The 19,473-nt window shown below is 60.0% G+C and carries 22 protein-coding genes; 12 read left to right on the forward strand and 10 right to left on the reverse strand.

The window, feature by feature from the left end:
* Positions 1-148: 148 nt before the first annotated feature.
* Both FW764_RS07155 and sutA read left to right on the forward strand, forming a co-directional pair.
* Positions 149-574 carry a secondary thiamine-phosphate synthase enzyme YjbQ gene (locus FW764_RS07155; protein WP_083356140.1) on the forward strand — a complete coding sequence of 142 codons (426 nt, stop codon included), beginning with the start codon at positions 149-151 and terminating at the stop codon, positions 572-574.
* Between the two features lie 101 nt (positions 575-675).
* Positions 676-1,008, forward strand: coding sequence for a transcriptional regulator SutA (gene sutA / locus FW764_RS07160; protein ID WP_446433335.1), 333 nt, complete (start codon positions 676-678; stop codon positions 1,006-1,008).
* A gap of 207 nt (positions 1,009-1,215) precedes the next feature.
* Here sutA and FW764_RS07165 read toward each other — a convergent pair whose 3' ends face one another.
* From FW764_RS07165 to lptM, 6 genes are read right to left on the reverse strand one after another with little or no spacing between them, the layout of a single operon-like run.
* Positions 1,216-1,911, reverse strand: a complete 696-nt coding sequence (locus FW764_RS07165) for an HAD family hydrolase (protein WP_064454696.1) — start codon at positions 1,909-1,911, stop codon at positions 1,216-1,218.
* Positions 1,908-2,807, reverse strand: a complete 900-nt coding sequence (gene xerC, locus FW764_RS07170) for a tyrosine recombinase XerC (protein WP_446433336.1) — start codon at positions 2,805-2,807, stop codon at positions 1,908-1,910. Before xerC ends, FW764_RS07165 begins: the two co-directional genes overlap by 4 nt.
* Before the next feature lie 2 nt (positions 2,808-2,809).
* Positions 2,810-3,526 (reverse strand): DUF484 family protein, encoded by a 717-nt coding sequence (locus FW764_RS07175; protein ID WP_446433337.1) that lies wholly within the window; start codon positions 3,524-3,526, stop codon positions 2,810-2,812.
* 13 nt (positions 3,527-3,539) lie between these two features.
* Positions 3,540-4,370, reverse strand: coding sequence for a diaminopimelate epimerase (gene dapF / locus FW764_RS07180; protein ID WP_446433338.1), 831 nt, complete (start codon positions 4,368-4,370; stop codon positions 3,540-3,542).
* 3 nt (positions 4,371-4,373) lie between these two features.
* Positions 4,374-5,621 carry a diaminopimelate decarboxylase gene (lysA, locus tag FW764_RS07185; RefSeq protein WP_446433339.1) on the reverse strand — a complete coding sequence of 416 codons (1,248 nt, stop codon included), beginning with the start codon at positions 5,619-5,621 and terminating at the stop codon, positions 4,374-4,376.
* A gap of 9 nt (positions 5,622-5,630) precedes the next feature.
* Complete coding sequence (gene lptM / locus FW764_RS07190) at positions 5,631-5,798, reverse strand: LPS translocon maturation chaperone LptM (RefSeq protein ID WP_017845169.1); 168 nt, start codon at positions 5,796-5,798, stop codon at positions 5,631-5,633.
* Between the two features lie 238 nt (positions 5,799-6,036).
* On the opposite strand from lptM, the gene cyaY reads away from it, so the two are divergent.
* The 3 genes from cyaY to rnk all read left to right on the forward strand — a co-directional run bounded on the left by cyaY (position 6,037) and on the right by rnk (position 7,132).
* A complete protein-coding gene (gene cyaY, locus FW764_RS07195) occupies positions 6,037-6,369 on the forward strand; it encodes an iron donor protein CyaY (protein ID WP_099488626.1) in 333 nt (110 codons plus the stop codon).
* Between the two features lie 2 nt (positions 6,370-6,371).
* Positions 6,372-6,590 carry a DUF1289 domain-containing protein gene (locus tag FW764_RS07200; RefSeq protein WP_083360342.1) on the forward strand — a complete coding sequence of 73 codons (219 nt, stop codon included), beginning with the start codon at positions 6,372-6,374 and terminating at the stop codon, positions 6,588-6,590.
* Positions 6,591-6,721: 131 nt separating this feature from the next.
* Positions 6,722-7,132: a nucleoside diphosphate kinase regulator gene (rnk, locus tag FW764_RS07205; RefSeq protein WP_065931880.1), complete on the forward strand. Its 411-nt coding sequence runs from the start codon at positions 6,722-6,724 to the stop codon at positions 7,130-7,132.
* On the opposite strand, the gene FW764_RS07210 is transcribed toward rnk, so the two are convergent.
* The 3 genes from FW764_RS07210 to FW764_RS07220 all read right to left on the reverse strand — a co-directional run bounded on the left by FW764_RS07210 (position 7,129) and on the right by FW764_RS07220 (position 10,825).
* Entirely contained in the window at positions 7,129-9,966 is a 2,838-nt protein-coding gene (locus FW764_RS07210; protein WP_446433340.1) for a class I adenylate cyclase, read from the reverse strand. The genes rnk and FW764_RS07210 overlap by 4 nt on opposite strands.
* Positions 9,967-10,134: 168 nt before the next feature.
* A complete protein-coding gene (locus FW764_RS07215) occupies positions 10,135-10,389 on the reverse strand; it encodes a TIGR02647 family protein (RefSeq protein WP_083356150.1) in 255 nt (84 codons plus the stop codon).
* A 151-nt stretch (positions 10,390-10,540) separates the two neighbouring features.
* Positions 10,541-10,825, reverse strand: coding sequence for a hypothetical protein (locus FW764_RS07220; RefSeq protein ID WP_083356151.1), 285 nt, complete (start codon positions 10,823-10,825; stop codon positions 10,541-10,543).
* A gap of 126 nt (positions 10,826-10,951) precedes the next feature.
* Between FW764_RS07220 and FW764_RS07225 the strand changes: the two genes are divergently transcribed.
* Positions 10,952-11,611, forward strand: coding sequence for a glutathione S-transferase family protein (locus FW764_RS07225; RefSeq protein ID WP_446433341.1), 660 nt, complete (start codon positions 10,952-10,954; stop codon positions 11,609-11,611).
* A 129-nt stretch (positions 11,612-11,740) separates the two neighbouring features.
* Here the strand turns inward: FW764_RS07225 and argH are convergent, their stop codons facing one another.
* Positions 11,741-13,168, reverse strand: coding sequence for an argininosuccinate lyase (gene argH, locus FW764_RS07230; RefSeq protein ID WP_446433342.1), 1,428 nt, complete (start codon positions 13,166-13,168; stop codon positions 11,741-11,743).
* 502 nt (positions 13,169-13,670) lie between these two features.
* Here argH and FW764_RS07235 point away from each other — a divergent pair.
* The 6 genes from FW764_RS07235 to FW764_RS07260 all read left to right on the forward strand — a co-directional run bounded on the left by FW764_RS07235 (position 13,671) and on the right by FW764_RS07260 (position 19,407).
* On the forward strand, positions 13,671-14,417 hold the full coding sequence (locus FW764_RS07235; protein WP_446433343.1) for a LytR/AlgR family response regulator transcription factor: 747 nt from the start codon (positions 13,671-13,673) through the stop codon (positions 14,415-14,417).
* A gap of 138 nt (positions 14,418-14,555) precedes the next feature.
* Complete coding sequence (gene hemC, locus FW764_RS07240; protein ID WP_446433344.1) at positions 14,556-15,497, forward strand: hydroxymethylbilane synthase; 942 nt, start codon at positions 14,556-14,558, stop codon at positions 15,495-15,497.
* A complete protein-coding gene (locus FW764_RS07245) occupies positions 15,494-16,240 on the forward strand; it encodes a uroporphyrinogen-III synthase (RefSeq protein WP_446433345.1) in 747 nt (248 codons plus the stop codon). Before hemC ends, FW764_RS07245 begins: the two co-directional genes overlap by 4 nt.
* 43 nt (positions 16,241-16,283) lie before the next feature.
* Entirely contained in the window at positions 16,284-17,399 is a 1,116-nt protein-coding gene (locus tag FW764_RS07250; RefSeq protein WP_446433346.1) for a uroporphyrinogen-III C-methyltransferase, read from the forward strand.
* 5 nt (positions 17,400-17,404) lie between these two features.
* Positions 17,405-18,646: a heme biosynthesis HemY N-terminal domain-containing protein gene (locus FW764_RS07255; RefSeq protein ID WP_446433347.1), complete on the forward strand. Its 1,242-nt coding sequence runs from the start codon at positions 17,405-17,407 to the stop codon at positions 18,644-18,646.
* Between the two features lie 236 nt (positions 18,647-18,882).
* Positions 18,883-19,407: a disulfide bond formation protein B gene (locus FW764_RS07260; protein ID WP_446433348.1), complete on the forward strand. Its 525-nt coding sequence runs from the start codon at positions 18,883-18,885 to the stop codon at positions 19,405-19,407.
* Positions 19,408-19,473: the final 66 nt, after the last annotated feature.

Below are 19,473 nucleotides of genomic sequence, written 5' to 3' on the forward strand. Positions count from 1 at the left end.
GAAGCTGTACCGGTTTTTGCTGCGCGTTTGTGATGGGGCGCACACGGTACTTTTCATCGTGCAAAAGTCTTACATGCATGTAGGCGTATTCGGCACTTTGTTTTTTCCCTGAGCGCGCTAGAATGCGCGCCGATGGGCGGAGAACTGTATGTGGCAACAGACCCTGATAACCCTGCGGGCTAAGCCCCGGGGCTTTCACTTGGTAACGGATGAGTTGCTCGCCGGCTTGCCTGAATTGAAGGCGTGCCGTGTGGGCCTGTTGCATTTGTGGCTGCAGCACACCTCGGCCTCGTTGACGGTCAACGAGAATGCCGATCCGGCGGTTCGCCGTGACTTCGAGCGTTTTTTCAACTCGCTGGTGCCGCAAGGGCGTGCAGGGTTCGAACACAACGACGAAGGTCCGGATGATCTGCCGGCGCACTTCAAGGCCAGTCTCCTGGGCTGCCAGCTGAGTTTGCCGGTCAAGGCCGGCCGCTTGGCGATAGGGACTTGGCAAGGTGTTTATCTGGGCGAGCACCGTGATCAGGGCGGTGCTCGTAAAGTCCTCGCCACCTTGCACGGTGATGGGGCATAAGCCACTGGTTATCCAGTGGATGTGATTTTTTTCCAGCGACCTCGACAGAGGGTGAAGCTGGGCTATAACTAATCTGCTTTTCGCAAGTCATGAGGTAGAACATGAGCGACGATGATCTGGAAAACGACGAACTTGAAGTAGGCGACGACGAGACCGACGATAGTCTTGACGCGGCAGCGGTTGAAGACGGTCCTGACGAAGGCGATGACGGTGGCGATGACGCGCCTGTCAAAGTAGTCAAAGGCAAAGCCAAGGCCGCTGTTTCGGTAGATGAGCTGCCGAGTGTTGAAGCCAAGAACAAAGAGCGCGATGCGCTGGCCCGTGCGATGGAAGAGTTCCTCGCTAAAGGCGGCAAAGTGCAGGAAGTCGAGGCTAATGTGGTGGCAGATCCACCGAAGAAGCCGGATAACAAGTACGGCAGCCGGCCTATCTGAGGTCACTCACCTGCTTGTAAGAAAAAGCCCGCCGTCGCTGCGGGCTTTTTCATGCATGTAATAAATCCTGCAGGTCACCACAAAACAAATGTGGGAGCGGGCTTGCTCGCGAATGCGGTCTGTCAGTTGCTGATGGGCTGACTGATACACCGCATTCGCGAGCAAGCCCGCTCCCACATTTTGATTCTCAGTGTTGCCGCTATAGCGTTACTGCCAACTGCGAAGCAACGGCGGCAACTCGTTTAAGCTACGAATTTCCGCATCCGGGCGCTTATCCGCTTCCCACGCCTTGCCCGTCGGGTTGAACCACACGGCACGAAGCCCCGCCTGCTGCGCCCCGGCGATGTCATCGCCGGGATGATCGCCAATATGTACTGCTTGATGGGCATCCACGCCGCCGCGTTGCAGCGCCTCTTGAAACAGGCGGGCATCAGGCTTTGCGATACCGATATCTTCGGCGCGCAGGGCAAAGTGAAAGTAATCCGCCAGGCCTACACGCTGCACGTCGGCATTGCCGTTGGTGATAACCCCCAGCAGGAAGTGCTGGCGCAGGGCTTGCAACATGGGTTCGGCTTCGGGAAATACCGTGAGTTGGTGGCGTGCGTGAATGAATGCTTCAAAGCACACGTCGGCCATCTGCGTGGCTTCAGGCTGTGGATAACCGGCTTCTTCAAAGGCGTGCATCAGCACCCGATGGCGCAGCACGCTGATCCGATTTTTGAGTTCAGGATGGCGCTCCAGTACCTGCTGGCGAAGGCTCGCGAAGTGCTCGAGTGGCAAATCGCCGACTTTGGAAGCATGGGTCGCCAACCATTCACGCATCGACGCTTCGGCGCTGATGATGACGGGTACGTTGTCCCAGAGTGTGTCGTCCAGGTCGAAGGTGATCAGCTTGATACTCATGAGTCGCCGCCCTTGATGCGTTTGGCCCGTGGATGGGCGCTGTCGTACACCGTTGCCAGGTGCTGGAAGTCGAGGTGGGTGTAGATCTGCGTGGTCTTGATGTCGGAGTGGCCGAGTAGTTCCTGTACCGCGCGCAGGTCCTGTGACGACTCGAGCATGTGGCTGGCAAAAGAGTGACGCAGCATGTGCGGGTGTAGGTTCTGCCCCAGCTCGCGCTCGCCCGCAGCCTTGACCCGTACTTGAATGGCCCGTGGCCCCAGGCGTCGGCCTTGCTGGCTGATAAACACGGCATCATCCACCGGGTTGGCCAATGCCCGCAGCGGCAACCAGAGTTGCAAGGCTTCCCGAGCCTTGCGACCGACCGGCAGCACGCGGGTTTTGCTGCCCTTGCCAAGTACTTGCACCAGGCCGTCCGCCAGGTCCAGGTGGTCGAGGTTCAGGCCGGTCAGCTCCGACAGACGCAGGCCCGAGGAATAGAACAGCTCAAGGATTGCCTGGTCGCGTTGGGCGAGGAAGTCATCCTCGACGGCGCCGTCGAGCAATTGCAGGGCGCGGTCGGTGTCCAGGGTCTTGGGCAGGCGCCGTTCGCCCTTCGGCGGGGCCAGGCCGTTGGCCGGGTCGTGGTCGCACAGGCCTTCGCGGTTTAGGAAGTGATACAGGCCGCGCACCGCCGACAGCAGCCGCGACAGGCTGCGCGAGGACTGGCCTTGCTGGTGCAGCCGCGCGATCAGGCTGCGCAGGCTTTGGATATCCAGGGCTTTCCAGCTGGCAATCTGATGTTTTTCGCAGTATGTCAGGACCTTGTTTAAGTCCCGTCGATAGGCTTCCAGCGTATGGGGCGACACCTGGCGCTCGTTGCGCAGGTGAGCGCAATAAGCGTCCAGTTGCCGTTCCATGGCTAGCGCACCGCGCGCAAGGCGGTGGTGAAGCGCGGAAGAACCCGGCCTAGCACTTCGGCGATATAGTTCAGGAACAGCGTGCCGACCGAGTTTTTGTAGTGCTGCGGATCGCGGCTGGCGATGGCCAAGACGCCGTGTAGGCCTTGATGACTCAGGGCGACCACGGCGGTGGAGCCGATCTGCTTGCGCTGTTCGGCGCCAAACAGGAAGTCCAGCTCATGCTCGCGCAAGGTGCCGCTGATGGTCTTGCCTTCGGAGAGCAGGCCGCCAATGGCGGTTTGTGCTTCTGCGCCGCTGACCCAGCGACCCACCGGCATAGGGTTGTCGCTGAACAGAATCAGGCTCACAAACGGCACCTGGAAGTCCTGGCGCAAGCTGTCTTCCACGGCGATCACCGTTTCTTCCAGGCTGGTGGCGTCCATCAGGGTAAGAATCAGGCGACGGGTCTTGTCGAAAAGACGGTCATTGTCGCGGGCCACGTCCATCAGGTGCGAAAGCTTGTGGCGCATTTCGATATTGCGCTCGCGCAGGATCTGCATCTGCCGCTCCACCAGCGACACGGTATCGCCGCGTTGGTGGGGGATTCGCAGGGCGGGCAACAGTTCTTCGTGCAGGGTGAAGAAGTCCAGATGAGCCTCAAGGTACGCCGCAACAGCAGCGGCCTCCAGACTTTCGCTCGGGGATGCTTCGGCGGGTACTTGAGGCTTATCGGTCATTAGATTTGCTCACTCATAGACGGACCTGTCCTTCGTATACGCGCGAGGCCGGCCCGGTCATCATCACCGGGTGGCCAGGGCCTGCCCATTCGATGGACAAACGCCCACCAGGCAGGTCGATCAACAGCGGCGAATCCATCCACCCCTGGCTGATCGCGGCAACGGCTGCGGCGCAAGCGCCGGTGCCGCAGGCCTGGGTTTCGCCGGCGCCGCGTTCCCACACGCGCAATTGCGCGCGGGAACGGTCGATCACCTGCAGGAAGCCCACATTGACCCGTGCCGGAAAGCGCGGGTGATGTTCGATTTTCGGCCCCAGTTCATGCACGGGGGCGTTATTGATGTCATTGACCCGCAGGACGGCGTGGGGGTTGCCCATCGACACTGCCGCCAAGTCGACGATCTTGCCATCGACATCCACTGGGTAGCTGGTGGATTGCTCAGTGGCCTGAAACGGAATGTCCGCCGGCACCAAACGTGGCGCGCCCATGTTGACGCTGATCTGGCCGTCGTCACGAATATCCAGCTCAATCACGCCGCTCTTGGTCTCGACCCGAATCTGACGCTTGGCGGTCAGGCGCTTGTCCAGCACAAACCGCGCGAAGCAGCGCGCGCCGTTGCCGCACTGTTCCACTTCGGAGCCGTCGGAGTTGAAGATCCGGTAACGGAAATCCACCTCCGGATTGCTCGGTGCCTCGACAATCAGCAACTGGTCGAAACCGACGCCGGTGTGACGGTCGCCCCACTGTTTGGCGTGCTTGGGCAGGATGTGCGCGTGCTGGCTGACCAGGTCGAGAACCATGAAGTCATTGCCTAGCCCGTGCATCTTGGTAAAACGCAGCAGCATGGCTTACTCCGGCAGCAGGCTTTCGCCAGCATACAACTCGGCTACCGTCTCGCGGCGACGCACTTCAAACGCTTGATCACCGTCCACCAGCACCTCGGCGGCACGGCCGCGGGTGTTGTAGTTGGAACTCATGACAAACCCGTAGGCACCGGCCGAGTGCACGGCCAGCAGGTCGCCTTCTTCCAGGGCCAGCTGACGATCCTTGGCCAGGAAGTCGCCGGTCTCACAGATCGGGCCAACGATGTCGTAGGTGCGACCTTCGCCGCTGCGTGGCTTGACGGCGGTCACATCCATCCAGGCCTGATAGAGCGCCGGGCGAATCAGGTCATTCATCGCCGCGTCGACGATGGCGAAGTCCTTGTACTCGGTGTGCTTGAGGTACTCGACCTGGGTCAGCAGTACGCTGGCATTGGCAACGATATAACGGCCCGGCTCAAACATCAGGGTCAGGCCGCGGCCTTCGGTGCGCTCGCGCACGGCTTGGATGTAGTCGGCGATCAGCGGTGGCTCTTCATCGCGATAACGTACGCCCACACCACCACCGAGGTCGATGTGTTGCAGGTAGATGCCGCACTCGCCAAGACGCTCGGTCAACGCCAGCAGGCGGTCGAGGGCATCCAGGAACGGTGGCAGGGTGGTCAGTTGCGAGCCGATATGGCAGTCGACGCCCAGCACTTCCAGGTTCGGCAACTGCGCGGCACGGATGTACACGTCCTCGGCGTCGGCAATGGCGATGCCGAACTTGTTCTCTTTGAGACCGGTGGAAATGTATGGGTGGGTACCGGCGTCGACGTCCGGGTTGACGCGCAGGGAGATCGGGGCGCGAACGCCCATCTCGGCAGCGATGATCTGCAGGCGCTCCAGCTCGTCGGTCGACTCAACGTTGAAGCAGTGCACACCTACTTCGAGGGCACGGCGCATATCTTCGCGGCTCTTGCCGACGCCGGAGAACACGATTTTTTCAGGCTTGCCACCAGCAGCCAGTACACGCTCCAACTCGCCACGGGAGACAATGTCGAAACCAGCGCCCAGGCGCGCCAGGACATTCAATACACCCAGGTTCGAGTTGGCCTTGACCGCGTAACACACCCTGTGTGGAACGCCGTTCAGTGGGTCGGTGAAAGAGCGGTATTGGGCTTCGATGTGCGCACGCGAGTACACATAGGTTGGGGTGCCAAATTGCTCGGCAATCGCGGACAGCGCCACGCCTTCCGCGAACAGCTCGCCGTCCCGGTAGTTAAAAGCGTCCATGAGTTTCCCTTAATAGGTGTCGTGCTTGTGCGCTTTTGCCGGCTTTTGCGACGATTGCGCCTGTTCATTCGGGTCTTTGCTGTCATCGGGCAGGTACAGCGGGCCTTTTTGACCACAGGCACTAACGAGGCAAGCGACCGCGACGAGCGCAGCAAGGGAAGAGATCAGGCGCTTCATGGCGAAATCCTTGAATATGCATTAATTGCGCCCGAGTATACCGACCACCCGCCAGCTTGCCTATGCGCTGCAATACCCGTCCGGCAGGGGTTTGCCGAGATACTTCGGAAGCAGGCTACGCTGGTTGCGGATATTTCATACTGTCATCGGTAATGAACTCGGTATCCTTTGCAATCAGCGGGGCTCGCCCGTATTGTGCGGCGCTTGAGCAAAACCAGACACTTTTGAGGTTGCCACAATGAGTTTGACCGAAGCCCGTTTTCACGACCTGGTGGATTCGACCCAGCAGGCGCTGGAAGATATTTTCGACGACAGCGGCCTGGACGTGGACCTGGAAAATTCGGCCGGCGTGCTGACCGTCAAATTTGAAAACGGCACCCAACTGATCTTCAGCCGTCAGGAGCCGCTGCGTCAGCTGTGGCTGGCGGCACGTTCGGGTGGTTTTCACTTCGACTATAACGAAGAAGACAACAATTGGCAGTGCGATACCAGCGATGAGCTGTTGAGCGAAATGCTCGCGCGGCTGGTTCAGGAACAAGCCGGCGCTGAGCTGGACTTCGACGAGATTTGATCGTGACCCAGCCCGCACCTGTACGTCCGCCCAAGCCGCTGTTCAGTAATGTCAGCCCGGCGGTGCCGTCACCTTGTATCAGTTTATGTCGCCTGGACGAGCAAAAAGTCTGTCTCGGCTGCTTCCGCCATGTGGAAGACATTCGTGAGTGGCGCTCCGCCGACGATAGCCGGCGCCGGGTGATCTGCGCCGAGGCCGAGCAACGCAGGGAGCGTGCCTGAGGTCGTCTTGTTTATTTGTGTCGCTGTGGTAGTGTCCCGGTACACCTCAACTCATCGAGGTCCGTGAGAACCCCGCCTTTTTCTGGCGGGGTTTTGCTTTTTTGTGCAGAAAAAAGGAGTCTGCCTGAATCATGACCGCACCTTCCATCATACTTACCCGTCTCGACGTGCAGCGTCTTGAGCAACTGATCGACCGTATGGACGAGACTCAGCCGGGGGTTGTCGCGCTGCAAGCCGAGCTCGACCGTGCCGAAGAAGTGGTTGGCCACGATGAAGTGCCTGCAAGTGTCGTGACCATGAACTCCAGTGTGCATTGCCGTGAGCAAGGCAGCGGCAAGGACTACCACCTGACCCTGGTTTACCCCAAGGACGCGAATGCCGACGAAGGCAAGATCTCGATTCTGGCGCCGGTAGGCAGCGCCTTGCTCGGCCTGCAAGTAGGCCAGCATATCGATTGGCCAGCGCCCGGCGGTAAAACCCTCAAGCTTGAATTGCTCAGCGTTGAAGGCCAGCCCAAAGATGGCGGCGCCTTCCCTCTTTAAATCCGGCTCAGCGCCGCATTCAACGACAGCTCCAGCTCGGCCTTGTAACGCAGATACAAGTTGCTCGGACTTTGCACATCGCCGAGCAGGCCGGACAAGTCCAGGTCGGTGATGTAGCAGCGGTAGCGCTCGGGTTCCCGGCGCTGCCCGACGATTTCCTGGGCGACCACTGCAAACAGCTGGTCGCCAAACTCCAGTTCGGAAAACTCCCGCTGATTGCAGTACAGAGTGATGCCCACCTGGCCAGGCGCGCCCTTGCCGATGATCGCCTGCACGTCATAAAACGGCTTGTTGGCCGGGTTTTGCGGTGCCGGGCGAGGTTCGACGCCGCGTGCGCGATTGTTGCCCGACGGCAACAGTTTGTAATACAAGGTTTGCACTTCACCTAACGGCTGAGTATCCAGCGGCGAGAGCGCCTCCCGGCGATAGATGATTGACTGCAAAAAGCGCTGCAATGGCGCCAACAGGCTCTGCTCGTCATGAAACGGCAAGCGTTGCTGCCAGAGTGCGTTGAACTCATCCAGCACATACAACTCGGCGATGCCTTCATTGACTCGGTAGAACACCTGCACGCAATCGGCCACGCCCATTGGCAGCAGCAACGCCAGGTCGTGGTCTTCCAAGGCCATGGCGTCCAGGTGCAGCGGGCTGTAGCTGGCGAGTTCTTCGCTGAGGTAGGCGATCAGCGCATCCTGGGTCGGCAGTGACACATGGGTCGCCTGGCCCGGCACCAGTTCCATCACGTGATAGTGCTGCTGCACTTGGAGCAGATAGCGGTGGTTGGACTTGCCAAGCAGTAGGCTCTGCGCGGTATCAAAGATTTCCTCCACGCGCTGGGCAATGAACTGCGCACGGTTGTGACAGAAGCAGCGCACTCGCAGGCGCGGTAAATGGTCTGACGGCAGTTGGTTGAGGTAGTCACGCAGACAGTCGAGCAGCGCGTGGGGGCCGTCGTAGCGGCTGACCATCACCTCGTTCCAACTGTTGAGCGTGACCTGGTCCAGGGTCAGCACCAGGTTGTCGCGCACACCGGCATAGCTCAGCGAGTCGGTGCGCTCGGTGGTCATCAAGATATTCAGGTCGCGGTGATGCTTGAGCGGGTCGACGCCTACGTTGATCAGTAGCAATACTTCTTCCGGTACCGCTGAGCGCAACAGGCGCTCCTCATCGACGCTGGCCAAGGGCAGGGCAATGGTCTGTTGCAGGCTGCCCAACAGGTTGAACAGCTCGAACTCGGTCATGTCGCTGACGCCCGGGTGCAGCGCCAGGCGAGTGCTGCTGTCGATGACGCCGTTGCGGTGGCACCAGGTGAGCATTTCCAGCAGGTCGCGACTGCGTTTGATCGGCGCAAAGTGCTCCCACTCCAGCGCTGTGAGGTTGCCGTTGTACAGGCCCCAATGCTGCTGGCCGGGCTCTTTGCGGTTGGGCGATTGCACCAGCGTCAGGGTGTCTTCGGCTAAGTCCGGTGCGATGCCGGGGTTGATGAATTCGACCTTGCCGGCCTTGCGTTCGAACGCGGCATATAGACGCCGGCCAAGCACATTGAGATCGCGCTTGTTGATCAGGCTGACGGTCTGTTCGGTGCGGGCGAACTGGGTGAGAAAGCGGTAGCTGTGATTGAGCTCGTTGACCAGCGCACGACGTTCGGCCGCGACCTGGCGCACTTTCCATTGGCTACGACTGTCCAGCAGCGTCAGTTGGCGCTGGTCCCAACCCCATTCGTGGGCCAGGCGCTCCAGCAGAAGTCGCTGCCAGCTGGTACCGCGTTGGCCAGCGCTGAGCTTGCGGTTGACCTTCAGGTACAGTGCGCGCCGTACCAGTTCCAAACGTTCAGGCTCGTTGCGCGCCTTGAGGTATTCCTCGATGCGGCGGTAGACCACGATGTACGGGTCCAGCTCATCCAGGTCCATCTGGTTGGCAAATACCGCACGCTTGAAGCGCAGGCTCAGGCAGTGCACGTTCGGATGTTCGCTGGCGTAGACCTCGGTCAATAGCAGTTTAAGCACCGACTTGTAGGGCGATTCGATGCCCTTGAACAGTTGCCACAGCCCAGCGCCAATGAATTCGCCCGGAGGGATGTGGGCCAGGTGGCCAAGGTCGAGTGTTTCATCGGCCCGGATAAAGCGCTTGGAGATCAGTGCGTGGGTGAATTCGGCGTAGCGGGTTTCTTCGTACACCGGCACCAGCCACCAAATCGGCGTGCGCCCGGCGAGCCAGATGGCGGTGCGGTAGAACTCATCCAGCAGCAAATAATGCTGGGTGGTGCCGCAGTCGTCCGAGCTTAGTTGCGTGTCGCGCTCACCCAGCACAAAACGCGTCGGCTCAATCAGGAAAAAGTGCGCCTCGGCGCCCATGGTCAGGGCCCAGGCTTCCAGCAGTTGGCACTTTTTACGCAGTTCGGCCAGTTCGGTTTCGTCAAGGTCAGGCGCGTGGCACACCCACACGTCCATGTCGCTTTGATCCGCTTGAGCCAAAGTGCCGAGGCTGCCCATCAGGAACAGGCCATGTATTGGCCGAGGCGGGTTGCCATGGCGTGGCTTGTAGGAAAACGACCGGGTCAGGCGCTGGGCTTCGATGAGCGCCTGAGCATCCGGTTCAAAGTTCGATAGCCCGGCTGGCGTACTGCTCGAGACATAACCTGGCAGCAGCGGGTGATTGACGTGGAAAAACAGTGGCAACAGGGTCAGCACGCTTTGTTGGCGTGGCGTCAGCCCTTCGACCGCCCGTGCCAGGCGGCCCTCGTTGAGGCCCAGGAACCGCGCGCGCAGCTGAGTCAGCACCTTGCGGTCGATGCCTTCGTCCAGGTCGGGGCGGATTTCATGGGTGCGGGTCATGTCGAACTCGTTGGCTCGCAGGGCCCGACGTGGGCGGCCGTGTAGGAGTTTACAGACAGAAGCGTAGGAGGTTTAGAGGTAAATGGTTTTTGGCGTCAGAATTTTGTGCCTTCTACAGCAACGGCCGCGGAGTCCGCAGAGGGCGGACTCCATGGACGGTACCAGGTGTCAGGCAGCTTCTTTGGTGTTGGTGGTAGTCAGAATGGTCAGCAGGGTTTGGGCCTGTTCTGCAGCATCCCGGCCAAGGCTGGTCAGGTAGCCACCGTCTGGCTGGTCGATAAGTCCTTTCGCATGGAGGCGCTTGGCAGCGGCGATGGCAGTGGGAGCGGCGGTCTGGTGGACTTTCAGACCTTCCTTGGTGCTGTCCAAGGGGAAGAGTACAAGGATTTCCAGTTCGGCAACCAACTCAGGGGTATACGACATAAGGACTCCAGACTTTCTAAAATTTATTAGAGGCTAGCAGGGCATAAGGTGAACGCACTTTGCCGGGCTGTCCAGTGAGAAAGTCGTGGGTCTTGATAGGGTGCAGGTTTATGGCGAGGAAGCAGGCTCCCAGGCCACAAAGGTACTGGATTCAGTCGTTTTCGGGCGGCAGTTCAGGCAGCGCCCGTAGCGCCGTTTCGTACCATTCGGTATTGAAGGCGCGGTCTTCTTCCAGCATCTTGTCGATTTCCACGGCGAGCACGTGAGCCATCAGATTCAGAATCTCTTCGCGCTCGTAACCCACCAGCGTCAGTTTGTTCAGGGTGGCTTTAGCGGCAGGCGGGTTGTCGCTTTCGATCTGGTTTTCGATGGCTTGGATCAGCGTGCTTTCGGTGAACTCTTCTTCGTCGTTGTCGATATCGGTCGGCTCGCTCATGGCAGGCTCCTCAAGGAAAGGGCGCCAGTCTACCTCCATTCAGGTCGGTGATGCTGCTGGTCAAGCCGGGCTTGACGCTCTATAACTTCTGCTGCCAACCCCACACCCGGCCTGGAGGCATTCGCGATGCTCAAGCTTTACGGATTTTCGGTCAGCAACTACTACAACATGGTCAAACTGGCGCTGCTGGAGAAAGGCTTGCCGTTTGAGGAAGTGCCATTTTACCCGAGCCAGACGCAGGAAACCCTGGCTGTCAGCCCGAGAGGTAAAGTACCTGTGCTGGGCGTCAAGCAGGGCTTCATCAACGAAACCAGCGTGATTCTCGAGTATATCGAACACACCCAGGAAGGCCCTTCGCTGCTCCCCGCCGAGCCTTTTCAGCGTGCCCAGGTGCTGGCGCTATGCAGGGAAATCGAGCTGTACATCGAATTGCCCGCCCGCGCGTGCTTTGCCGAGGCGTTCTTCGGGATGCCGGTGCCGGAGGCGATCAAGGAGAAGTCCAAGGCCGAATTGCTGTTGGGGATCGAGTCCTTAGGTCGGCACGGAACATTTGCGCCGTATGCTGCGGGGGAGCGCTTCACGATTGCCGATCTGTATTTCATGTACAGCGTGAACCTCGCCTGCGCGGTGGGCGAGAAGCTGTTTGGCCTGGATCTGCTGGCTGAGTTGCCGAAGGCTAAAGCGTTGCTGGAGCGACTGCATGCGATGCCCAATGCCCAGAAGGTGGCGGCGGACAGGGAAGCGGCGATGCCGGCGTTTATGGCGATGCTTGCTGCCAAGAAGTAATCGGCCGTGCACAAATCCAAGATGGTCGCGGGCGTGCTCGCGAAAGCGGTGGGTCAGTCGGTATATCGGGTGACTGCCACCTTGCGTCCGCGGGCAAGCCCGCTCTTACATTTTGATTTGTGCACCCATTCAAATCTGGGCGTTGGCTTGCCTGTGATGCTTTCGGCGGCTGTCGAGCAGTTCCTGACCGCGCACAACGGCGGCCTTGACCTGCGCCGGCGCAGTGCCGCCCACATGGTTGCGCGCGTTTACCGAACCTTCCAGGGTCAGCACCGCAAACACGTCCTGCTCGATCTGATCGCTGAAACGACGCAGCTCTTCCAGGCTCATTTCCGCCAGGTCCTTGCCGGTGTTCACACCGCATTTGACGGCATGGCCGACGATTTCGTGGCAGTCACGGAACGGCAGGCCGCGGCGCACCAGGTAATCCGCCAGGTCGGTCGCTGTAGAGAAGCCGCGCAAGGCTGCCTCACGCATGATCGCGTGCTTGGGCTTGATTGCGGGGATCATGTCGGCAAACGCGCGCAGTGAATCGCGCAGGGTGTCGGCGGCGTCAAACAGCGGCTCTTTGTCTTCCTGGTTGTCCTTGTTGTAGGCCAGTGGTTGGCCTTTCATCAAGGTCAGTAGGCCCATCAGCGCGCCGAATACACGCCCGCTCTTGCCACGCACCAACTCGGGCACGTCGGGGTTTTTCTTTTGCGGCATGATCGAGCTGCCGGTGCAGAAGCGGTCTGGCAGGTCGATAAACTGAAATTGCGCGCTGGTCCACAGCACCAGCTCTTCGGAGAAACGCGACAGGTGCATCATCGCGATGCTGGCGGCGGCGCAGAATTCGATGGCGAAGTCACGGTCGGACACGCCGTCCAAAGAGTTACCGCCGACGGCATCAAAACCCAGCAGTTGCGCAGTGTACTCGCGGTCGAGCGGGTAAGTGGTGCCCGCCAGCGCAGCGCTGCCCAATGGCATGCGGTTGGCGCGTTTACGGCAATCCACCAAGCGCTCGTAGTCGCGGCTGAGCATTTCGAACCAGGCCAGCAGGTGGTGGCCGAAGGTCACTGGCTGTGCGGTTTGCAGGTGGGTGAAACCGGGCATGATGGTGTCCGACTCACGCTCGGCCTGCTCCAGCAAACCTTTTTGCAGGCGCGTGATTTCGGCCAGGATCAGGTCGATTTCGTCGCGCAGCCACAGGCGAATATCGGTCGCCACCTGGTCGTTACGGCTGCGGCCGGTGTGCAGTTTCTTGCCGGTCACACCGATGCGATCGGTGAGTCGGGCCTCGATATTCATGTGCACGTCTTCCAGGTCGATGCGCCAGTCGAACGTGCCGGCCTCTATCTCACCGCGGATGGTGGTCAGACCCTCGATGATGCTGTCGCGCTCGGCGTCGGTCAGCACGCCGACCTTGGCCAGCATCGTGGCGTGGGCGATCGAGCCCATGATGTCGTGGCGGTACAGGCGCTTGTCGAAAGTGACGGAGGCGGTGAAGCGCGCGACGAAGGCGTCGACGGGTTCACTGAAGCGGCCGCCCCAGGACTGATTGGTCTTGTCGGTGCTCATGGGTTCGCTCGTGATCTGCTTAAAAGAGGCGTGGAGGTATGCCGCCGATGATAACAGGGTTGCCCGCGGAGGCGGGAGCTGCGGGTGGTCGGCATTTTATTTGTGCGAAGGATGGCTAAGTGCCTTGCCGTCGACCGCATCCGGGAAGAGACTGGAGGGAGGCGTTAATTGAAACGATATTTGACGATTGAGCAATATCGTCTCTGCGAGCGTCTACAGTTGCACTGATAGAGCGTGAATGCACCAAAGTCAGGTGATGCGGTCATAGCCTGACTATCCATTAAAAAAGGGGGGTATTCGGATTGTGTATCAGCAAACCCTACGACGATGCCCGAAGGCAGCAGGTCTTGGGCGCAATTGAACAGGTCCGGGTAAATTTGGGTGCCGCTCTCGGGGCACTTTTTGCCGCTCGCGCTAGTCTTAGCGTGGATCGCTGTGACGCAAGTCACCGCACCTGTCTACGCTATCCTTGTGCGAGACTCACGCAGGAATCCAGCGCAATATGAATGTCCTGATCGTTGATGACGAACCCCAAGCCCGCGAGCGACTGAGCCGTTTGGTCACTGAGCTCGAGGGTTATACAGTCCTTGAACCGAGCGCCACCAACGGCGAGGAGGCGTTGACGCTGATCGACAGCCTCAAGCCGGATGTGGTGTTGCTCGATATTCGCCTGCCAGGCCTTGATGGCCTGCAAGTGGCCGCCCGCCTGAGCGAGCGAGAATCGCCGCCTGCCGTGGTGTTGTGTGCAGCTCAAGAAGAGTTTTCTGCACAGACGCTCGAAGACAGCGGTGTCAGTTTTGTCGCCAAGCCGGTGACCGCCGAAGCGCTGCTCAAGGCCCTGAAAAAAGCCGAGCGCCCTAACCGCTTGCAACTCGCGGCGCTGACTCAGCCGGCAGCCCAGAGTGGCAACGGGCCGCGCAGCCATATCAGCGCGCGGACGCGTAAAGGTATCGAGCTGATTCCCCTGAACCAGGTGGTCTACTTTATCGCCGACCACAAGTACGTGACCCTGCGTCACGAGGCCGGTGAAGTTTTGCTCGATGAGCCGCTCAAGGCCCTTGAAGATGAGTTCGGCGACCGCTTTGTGCGCATCCACCGCAACGCGCTGGTGGCCCGCGAGCGAATAGAACGCCTGCAACGCACGCCCCTTGGGCACTTTCAGTTATTCCTGAAAGGGCTGAACGGCGACGCTTTGATTGTCAGCCGACGCCACGTCGCCGGTGTGCGCAAGATGATGCAGCAGCTTTAGCCCAAAGGCTTTGGCGCGGTCTGCATGCTTTATCCCGGTGCGACGCGGCCAGGGAGGCCCCGCACTTGCTGATTCAAATCAAAGCGTATTTGCCTGAGCTGTTATTATCTGCCGTATCTATTCAGTACGGATTGATCCATGTCCTCTCGCGAAATCCGCATCGCTACCCGTAAAAGCGCCCTGGCCTTGTGGCAGGCCGAATACGTCAAAGCACGCCTTGAGCAGGTCCATCCAGGGCTTATAGTGTCCCTGGTACCCATGGTCAGTCGCGGCGACAAGCTGCTGGACTCGCCATTGTCGAAGATTGGCGGCAAGGGCTTGTTCGTCAAGGAGCTGGAAACCGCTCTGCTGGAGAACGAAGCCGACATCGCCGTGCATTCGATGAAAGATGTGCCGATGGACTTCCCTGAAGGGCTCGGCTTGTATTGCATCTGCGAGCGCGAAGATCCGCGTGATGCTTTCGTTTCCAATACTTACGCGTCGCTGGAGGAACTGCCCCTGGGCAGTATCGTCGGCACCTCAAGCCTGCGTCGGCAGGCGCAACTGCTGACCCGGCGACCGGACCTGCAAATCCGCTTTTTGCGCGGTAACGTCAATACTCGCCTGTCCAAGCTGGACGCCGGCGAATATGACGCGATTATCCTCGCCGCCGCCGGTTTGATTCGTCTGGGTTTTGAAGACCGAATCACCTCGGCCATCAGCGTCGAAGATAGCTTGCCTGCGGGCGGCCAGGGCGCAGTGGGCATTGAATGCCGCACCGCCGACAGTGAGATTCACGCCCTGCTCAAACCCCTTGATCATCAAGACACCGAGATCCGCGTGACGGCCGAACGAGCCCTGAACAAACACCTCAATGGTGGTTGCCAAGTGCCGATCGCCTGCTACGCCGTGCTCGAAGGTGAAAACCTTTGGCTGCGTGGCTTGGTAGGTGACCCGGCTGGTGGCACGCTGCTCACTGCCGAGGTGCGCGGGCCAACGGGTGATGCCACCGCTCTGGGTATCCAGGTGGCAGAGGAATTGCTGGAAAAAGGCGCTGGCGCCATTCTACAGAAAGTCTACGGCGAGGCCGGCCCGCAGTGACCGACTGGCGTGTGCTGCTGACGCGACCTGCCGAGGAATCAATGGCCTTGGCCGCGACGCTGTCCGAAGCCGGCATTTTCACCAGCAGCCTGCCGTTGCTGGACATAGAGGCTTTGCCAGTGACGGGCGAGCAGCAGGCCGTTTTTCGCGATCTGGGCCGCTACAGCGCAGTGATCGTGGTCAGCAAGCCGGCCGCGCGACTGGCCTTGCACCAGTTGGATAAGCCCTGGCCGCATCTACCCTGGTTCAGTGTCGGCGCGGCTACCGCGCAGGTACTGGCCGGTCATGGCCTCACGGTTCACTACCCGCAAACCGGCGACGACAGCGAAGCCTTGCTTGCCTTACCCGCCTTGCGCGAGGCTATCGCAGGCCCAAACGCCCGGGTGCTGATCCTGCGAGGCGAGGGTGGACGCGAGTTGCTGGCTGAGCGTTTACGCGAGCAAGGTGCTAGTGTCGACTATCTGGAGTTGTATCGTCGTTTGCTTCCGGCATACGGCCCGGGGGCGCTGATACAACGTATCCAGTTGGAACGCTTGAACGGCGTGGTGGTCAGCAGTGGGCAGGGTTTTTTGCACCTGCAAGCCTTGGCCGGCGAAGATTGGTCACAGGTGGCGCAGCTGCCGTTGTTCGTGCCCAGCCCGCGTGTCTATGAAATGGCGCGGGCCGCTGGCGCAGTAAACGTTGTGGATTGTCGCGGCGCGAGTGCCGCGGCTTTGTTAGTGGCGATGCGCAGTTGTGCCTGATGAGGCATGCCGTCCCACTCTCTGATACGCAAAGGACGGATACGTGAGCGAAACAGCCTTGCCTAAAGATGAAACCCAGCCCGCACTTGATGCGCCGGTTGAGTCACCGGTCACCGCGCCACGCCGTGGCAATGGCCTGGTAATCGTAGCCCTGTTGCTCGGTGCCGCAGGTGTTGCCGCCGGCGGTTGGGGCATCTGGCAGGTCCGCGCCCTGCAAGCCAGCAGCCAGCAACAGCTGGGCCAGGTGCAGACCCTCGATGATCAATCCCAGTCGCTCAAGCAGAGCCAGCAACAGCTGGCCGCTCGCCTGGCGCAGTTGCCCGCAGCGAATGAGTTGGAGGAGCGTCGCCGTCTGGTAGCGCAGTTGCAGGGTGATCAGCAGCGCCTCAGCCAGCGCCTGGAAACCGTACTGGGCGCCAGTCGCCAGGACTGGCGCCTTGCCGAGGCGGAACACTTGATCCGTCTGGCCAGCTTGCGTCTGTCTGCCCTGCAGGACATCAACAGTGCTCAGTCGCTGGTTCAGGGCGCCGATGAAATTCTGCGTGAGCAGAGCGACCCGGGCTCGTATGCCGCGCGTGAGCAGTTGGCTAAGAGCCTCGCCGCGCTGCGTAGCACCGAGCAGCCGGATCGTACCGGGCTGTACCTGCAACTGGCGGCCTTGCGTGATCAGGTCGTGCAATTGGCCGCGATCGCGCCGGAATACCAGCTCACCGAGCCGGCCTCCCAAGGTCGTCCGACTACTGACATGGACAGTCGCTGGAGCCAATGGTGGGAGCAGATTTCCCGCTACTTCCGCATCGACTTCAACCCTGACGATAATATTCGCCCGCTGCTCGCCGGCCAAGGTTTGAGCCAGGTGCGCCTGGCCTTGAGCCTCGCCTTGGAGCAAGCGCAATGGGCAGCGCTCAATGGTGAGGCGGCGGTGTACAGCCGTTCCTTGGGTGAGGCGCGTAGCGTGCTGCAGGACAACTTCAATCAGGACAACCCGCAGAGCAAGGCCATTCTTGCGCGGATTGCCGAGCTTGAGCCCAAGGCCGTTTCCGTGGTCACACCGGACCTGGCTGCGAGTTTGGCTGCCGTGCAGGCCTATCTTGAGCGTCGTCATCTGTCTGCCGATGAAGCCAAGGCCTCGGCGGGCACACCGGCGGCCAAGGAGTAGAGCTGATGAAGCGTTTCTATGTGATTTTGGTGCTGGCGATTGCAATCGCCCTGGCACTGGCCGTGGGTATTTCGAAACACACCGGCTACGTGCTGATTACCTACCCGCATCTGCTGCATTACGAGTCGAGCCTGTGGGCCACACTGGTGGCGGTGTTTGTAGTGGTCCTGGTGATCTACCTGGTCCGTGTGCTGATCAGCCTGGTTACCACCTCCGGTGGGGTGGTCAACCCTTGGTCGCGGCGCAACCGCAGCCGCCGGGTACAGATTGCGATTGAGCAGGGCCAGATGGACCTCGCCGAAGGTCGCTGGGCCAGTGCCGAACGCAACCTGCACCGTGCCGCCGAAGCGGAGCGTCAGCCGTTGCTGTACTACCTTGGCGCAGCGCGCGCGGCTAATGAGCAGGGCCGTTATGAAGAGTCTGACGGTTTTCTGGAGCGCGCCCTGGAGCGTCAGCCCCAGGCTGAGCTGGCGGTCGCTTTGAGCCATGCACAGTTGCAGATGGACCGTGGCGACACTGAAGGTGCGCTGGTCACCCTGCAAGCGATGCACGAGCGTCATCCGCATAACCCGCAGGTATTGCGTCAGTTGCAGCGCTTGCATCAACAGCGGGGCGATTGGTCCGCGGTGATTCGTCTGCTGCCGGAGCTGCGCAAGGACAAGGTGCTTCCTGCCAGCGAATTGGCTGAGCTGGAGCGCCGTGCCTGGGGCGAAAACCTTGGCTTGGCTGCCCTGCGTGAAGAGCAGGGCGAAGCCGGTTTGCAGTCTCTGGACCGAGCATGGGAGCAACTAACATCCGCCCAGCGCCAGGAGCCGCAACTGGTGATGGCGTACGCTGAGCAGCTGCGACGATTGGGAGCCTATGCCAAGGCTGAAGAAGTGCTGCGCGGCGCAATCAAGCGCGGTTATGACAGTCATCTGATTCGACTTTACGGCTTGCTGCGTGGTGCAGACCCGGCCCGCCAGTTGAAATTTGCCGAAGGTTGGCTGAAGGACCATTCGGGCGATGCCAGCTTGCTGTTGACCCTGGGCCGTCTTTGTCTGCAAAACAGTTTATGGGGCAAGGCGCGGGATTATTTGGAAAGCAGCCTGCAGGTGCAGCGCAATCCTGAAGCCTGTGCTGAGCTGGCGCGTCTGCTGGCTCAATTGGGCGACACCGAGCGCAGCAATCAATTATTCCAAGAAGGCCTAGGCCTATTGGATAGCCGTTTGCTGGCATCACCGTTGCCAGCGCCTGCGCGAGTTTGAAGTAGGAAAGAGGACGAAGGTTGGCTCAGATGCTTCTATGGGCCAACCGTCCATTGCCTTCTAAACGCTGGGTCTAAAGCGCTGCGCAGTAAATTCCTACTGCTAGCAGCTTGAAGTCATCCAGTTTCTGACGGCATATCCCTATGCTCTCGCGGAATTGTCTGCTCTAGCGTGTATTGAAAGGGGTCGGGCCTTTCCTCTACCGTAACGGCCTATCTCTTGCGGTACGGATAACAATGTCTTTGGCCCCTTCACGCTCCTTGCTTCTCCTGGCGTCCATGGCTGGTGCGCTGACGTTGGGTGCGTCTTTTTATCTTGAGTATGGCGCGCTGCTCCGTCCGTGTTTCCTTTGCCAGGTTCAGCGCGTCTTTCTGGCAGCTTTCACGCTGATCAATCTGGTTGCTGCGATTCATAATCCCAAGCGCTCCTCTGCGGCCTATTTCTACTGGCTGGCCAGCATGGGGTGTACATTACTCGGAGCCATCACCGCCGTGCGCCAGGTGCTGCTACAAAATGCCGCAACGGAGCAGGCTGCGGATTGCTGGCCGAGTCTGCAGTTCATGATTGAAAACCTGTCGTTGTGGCAAGCACTGCAGTTAACAGTCAAAGGCACCGTCGACTGCGTAGAGATTAACTGGACACTGTTTGACCTGAGCCTTCCCGAGTGGAGCTTGCTGTTCTTTGTGGCGATGTTGATCCTGGGTATTACGCAGTTTTCTTCATTGTTGCTGAGCCGCCGTTTAGGCCTTGCGAGCCAGTAAAAATACGTCACAGTGCGTAGGACGGGATTAAACACTTGTATGAACTTTCTCTCCTGCGTACCTTGA

Source organism: Pseudomonas sp. 1152_12 (genome assembly GCF_052850675.1).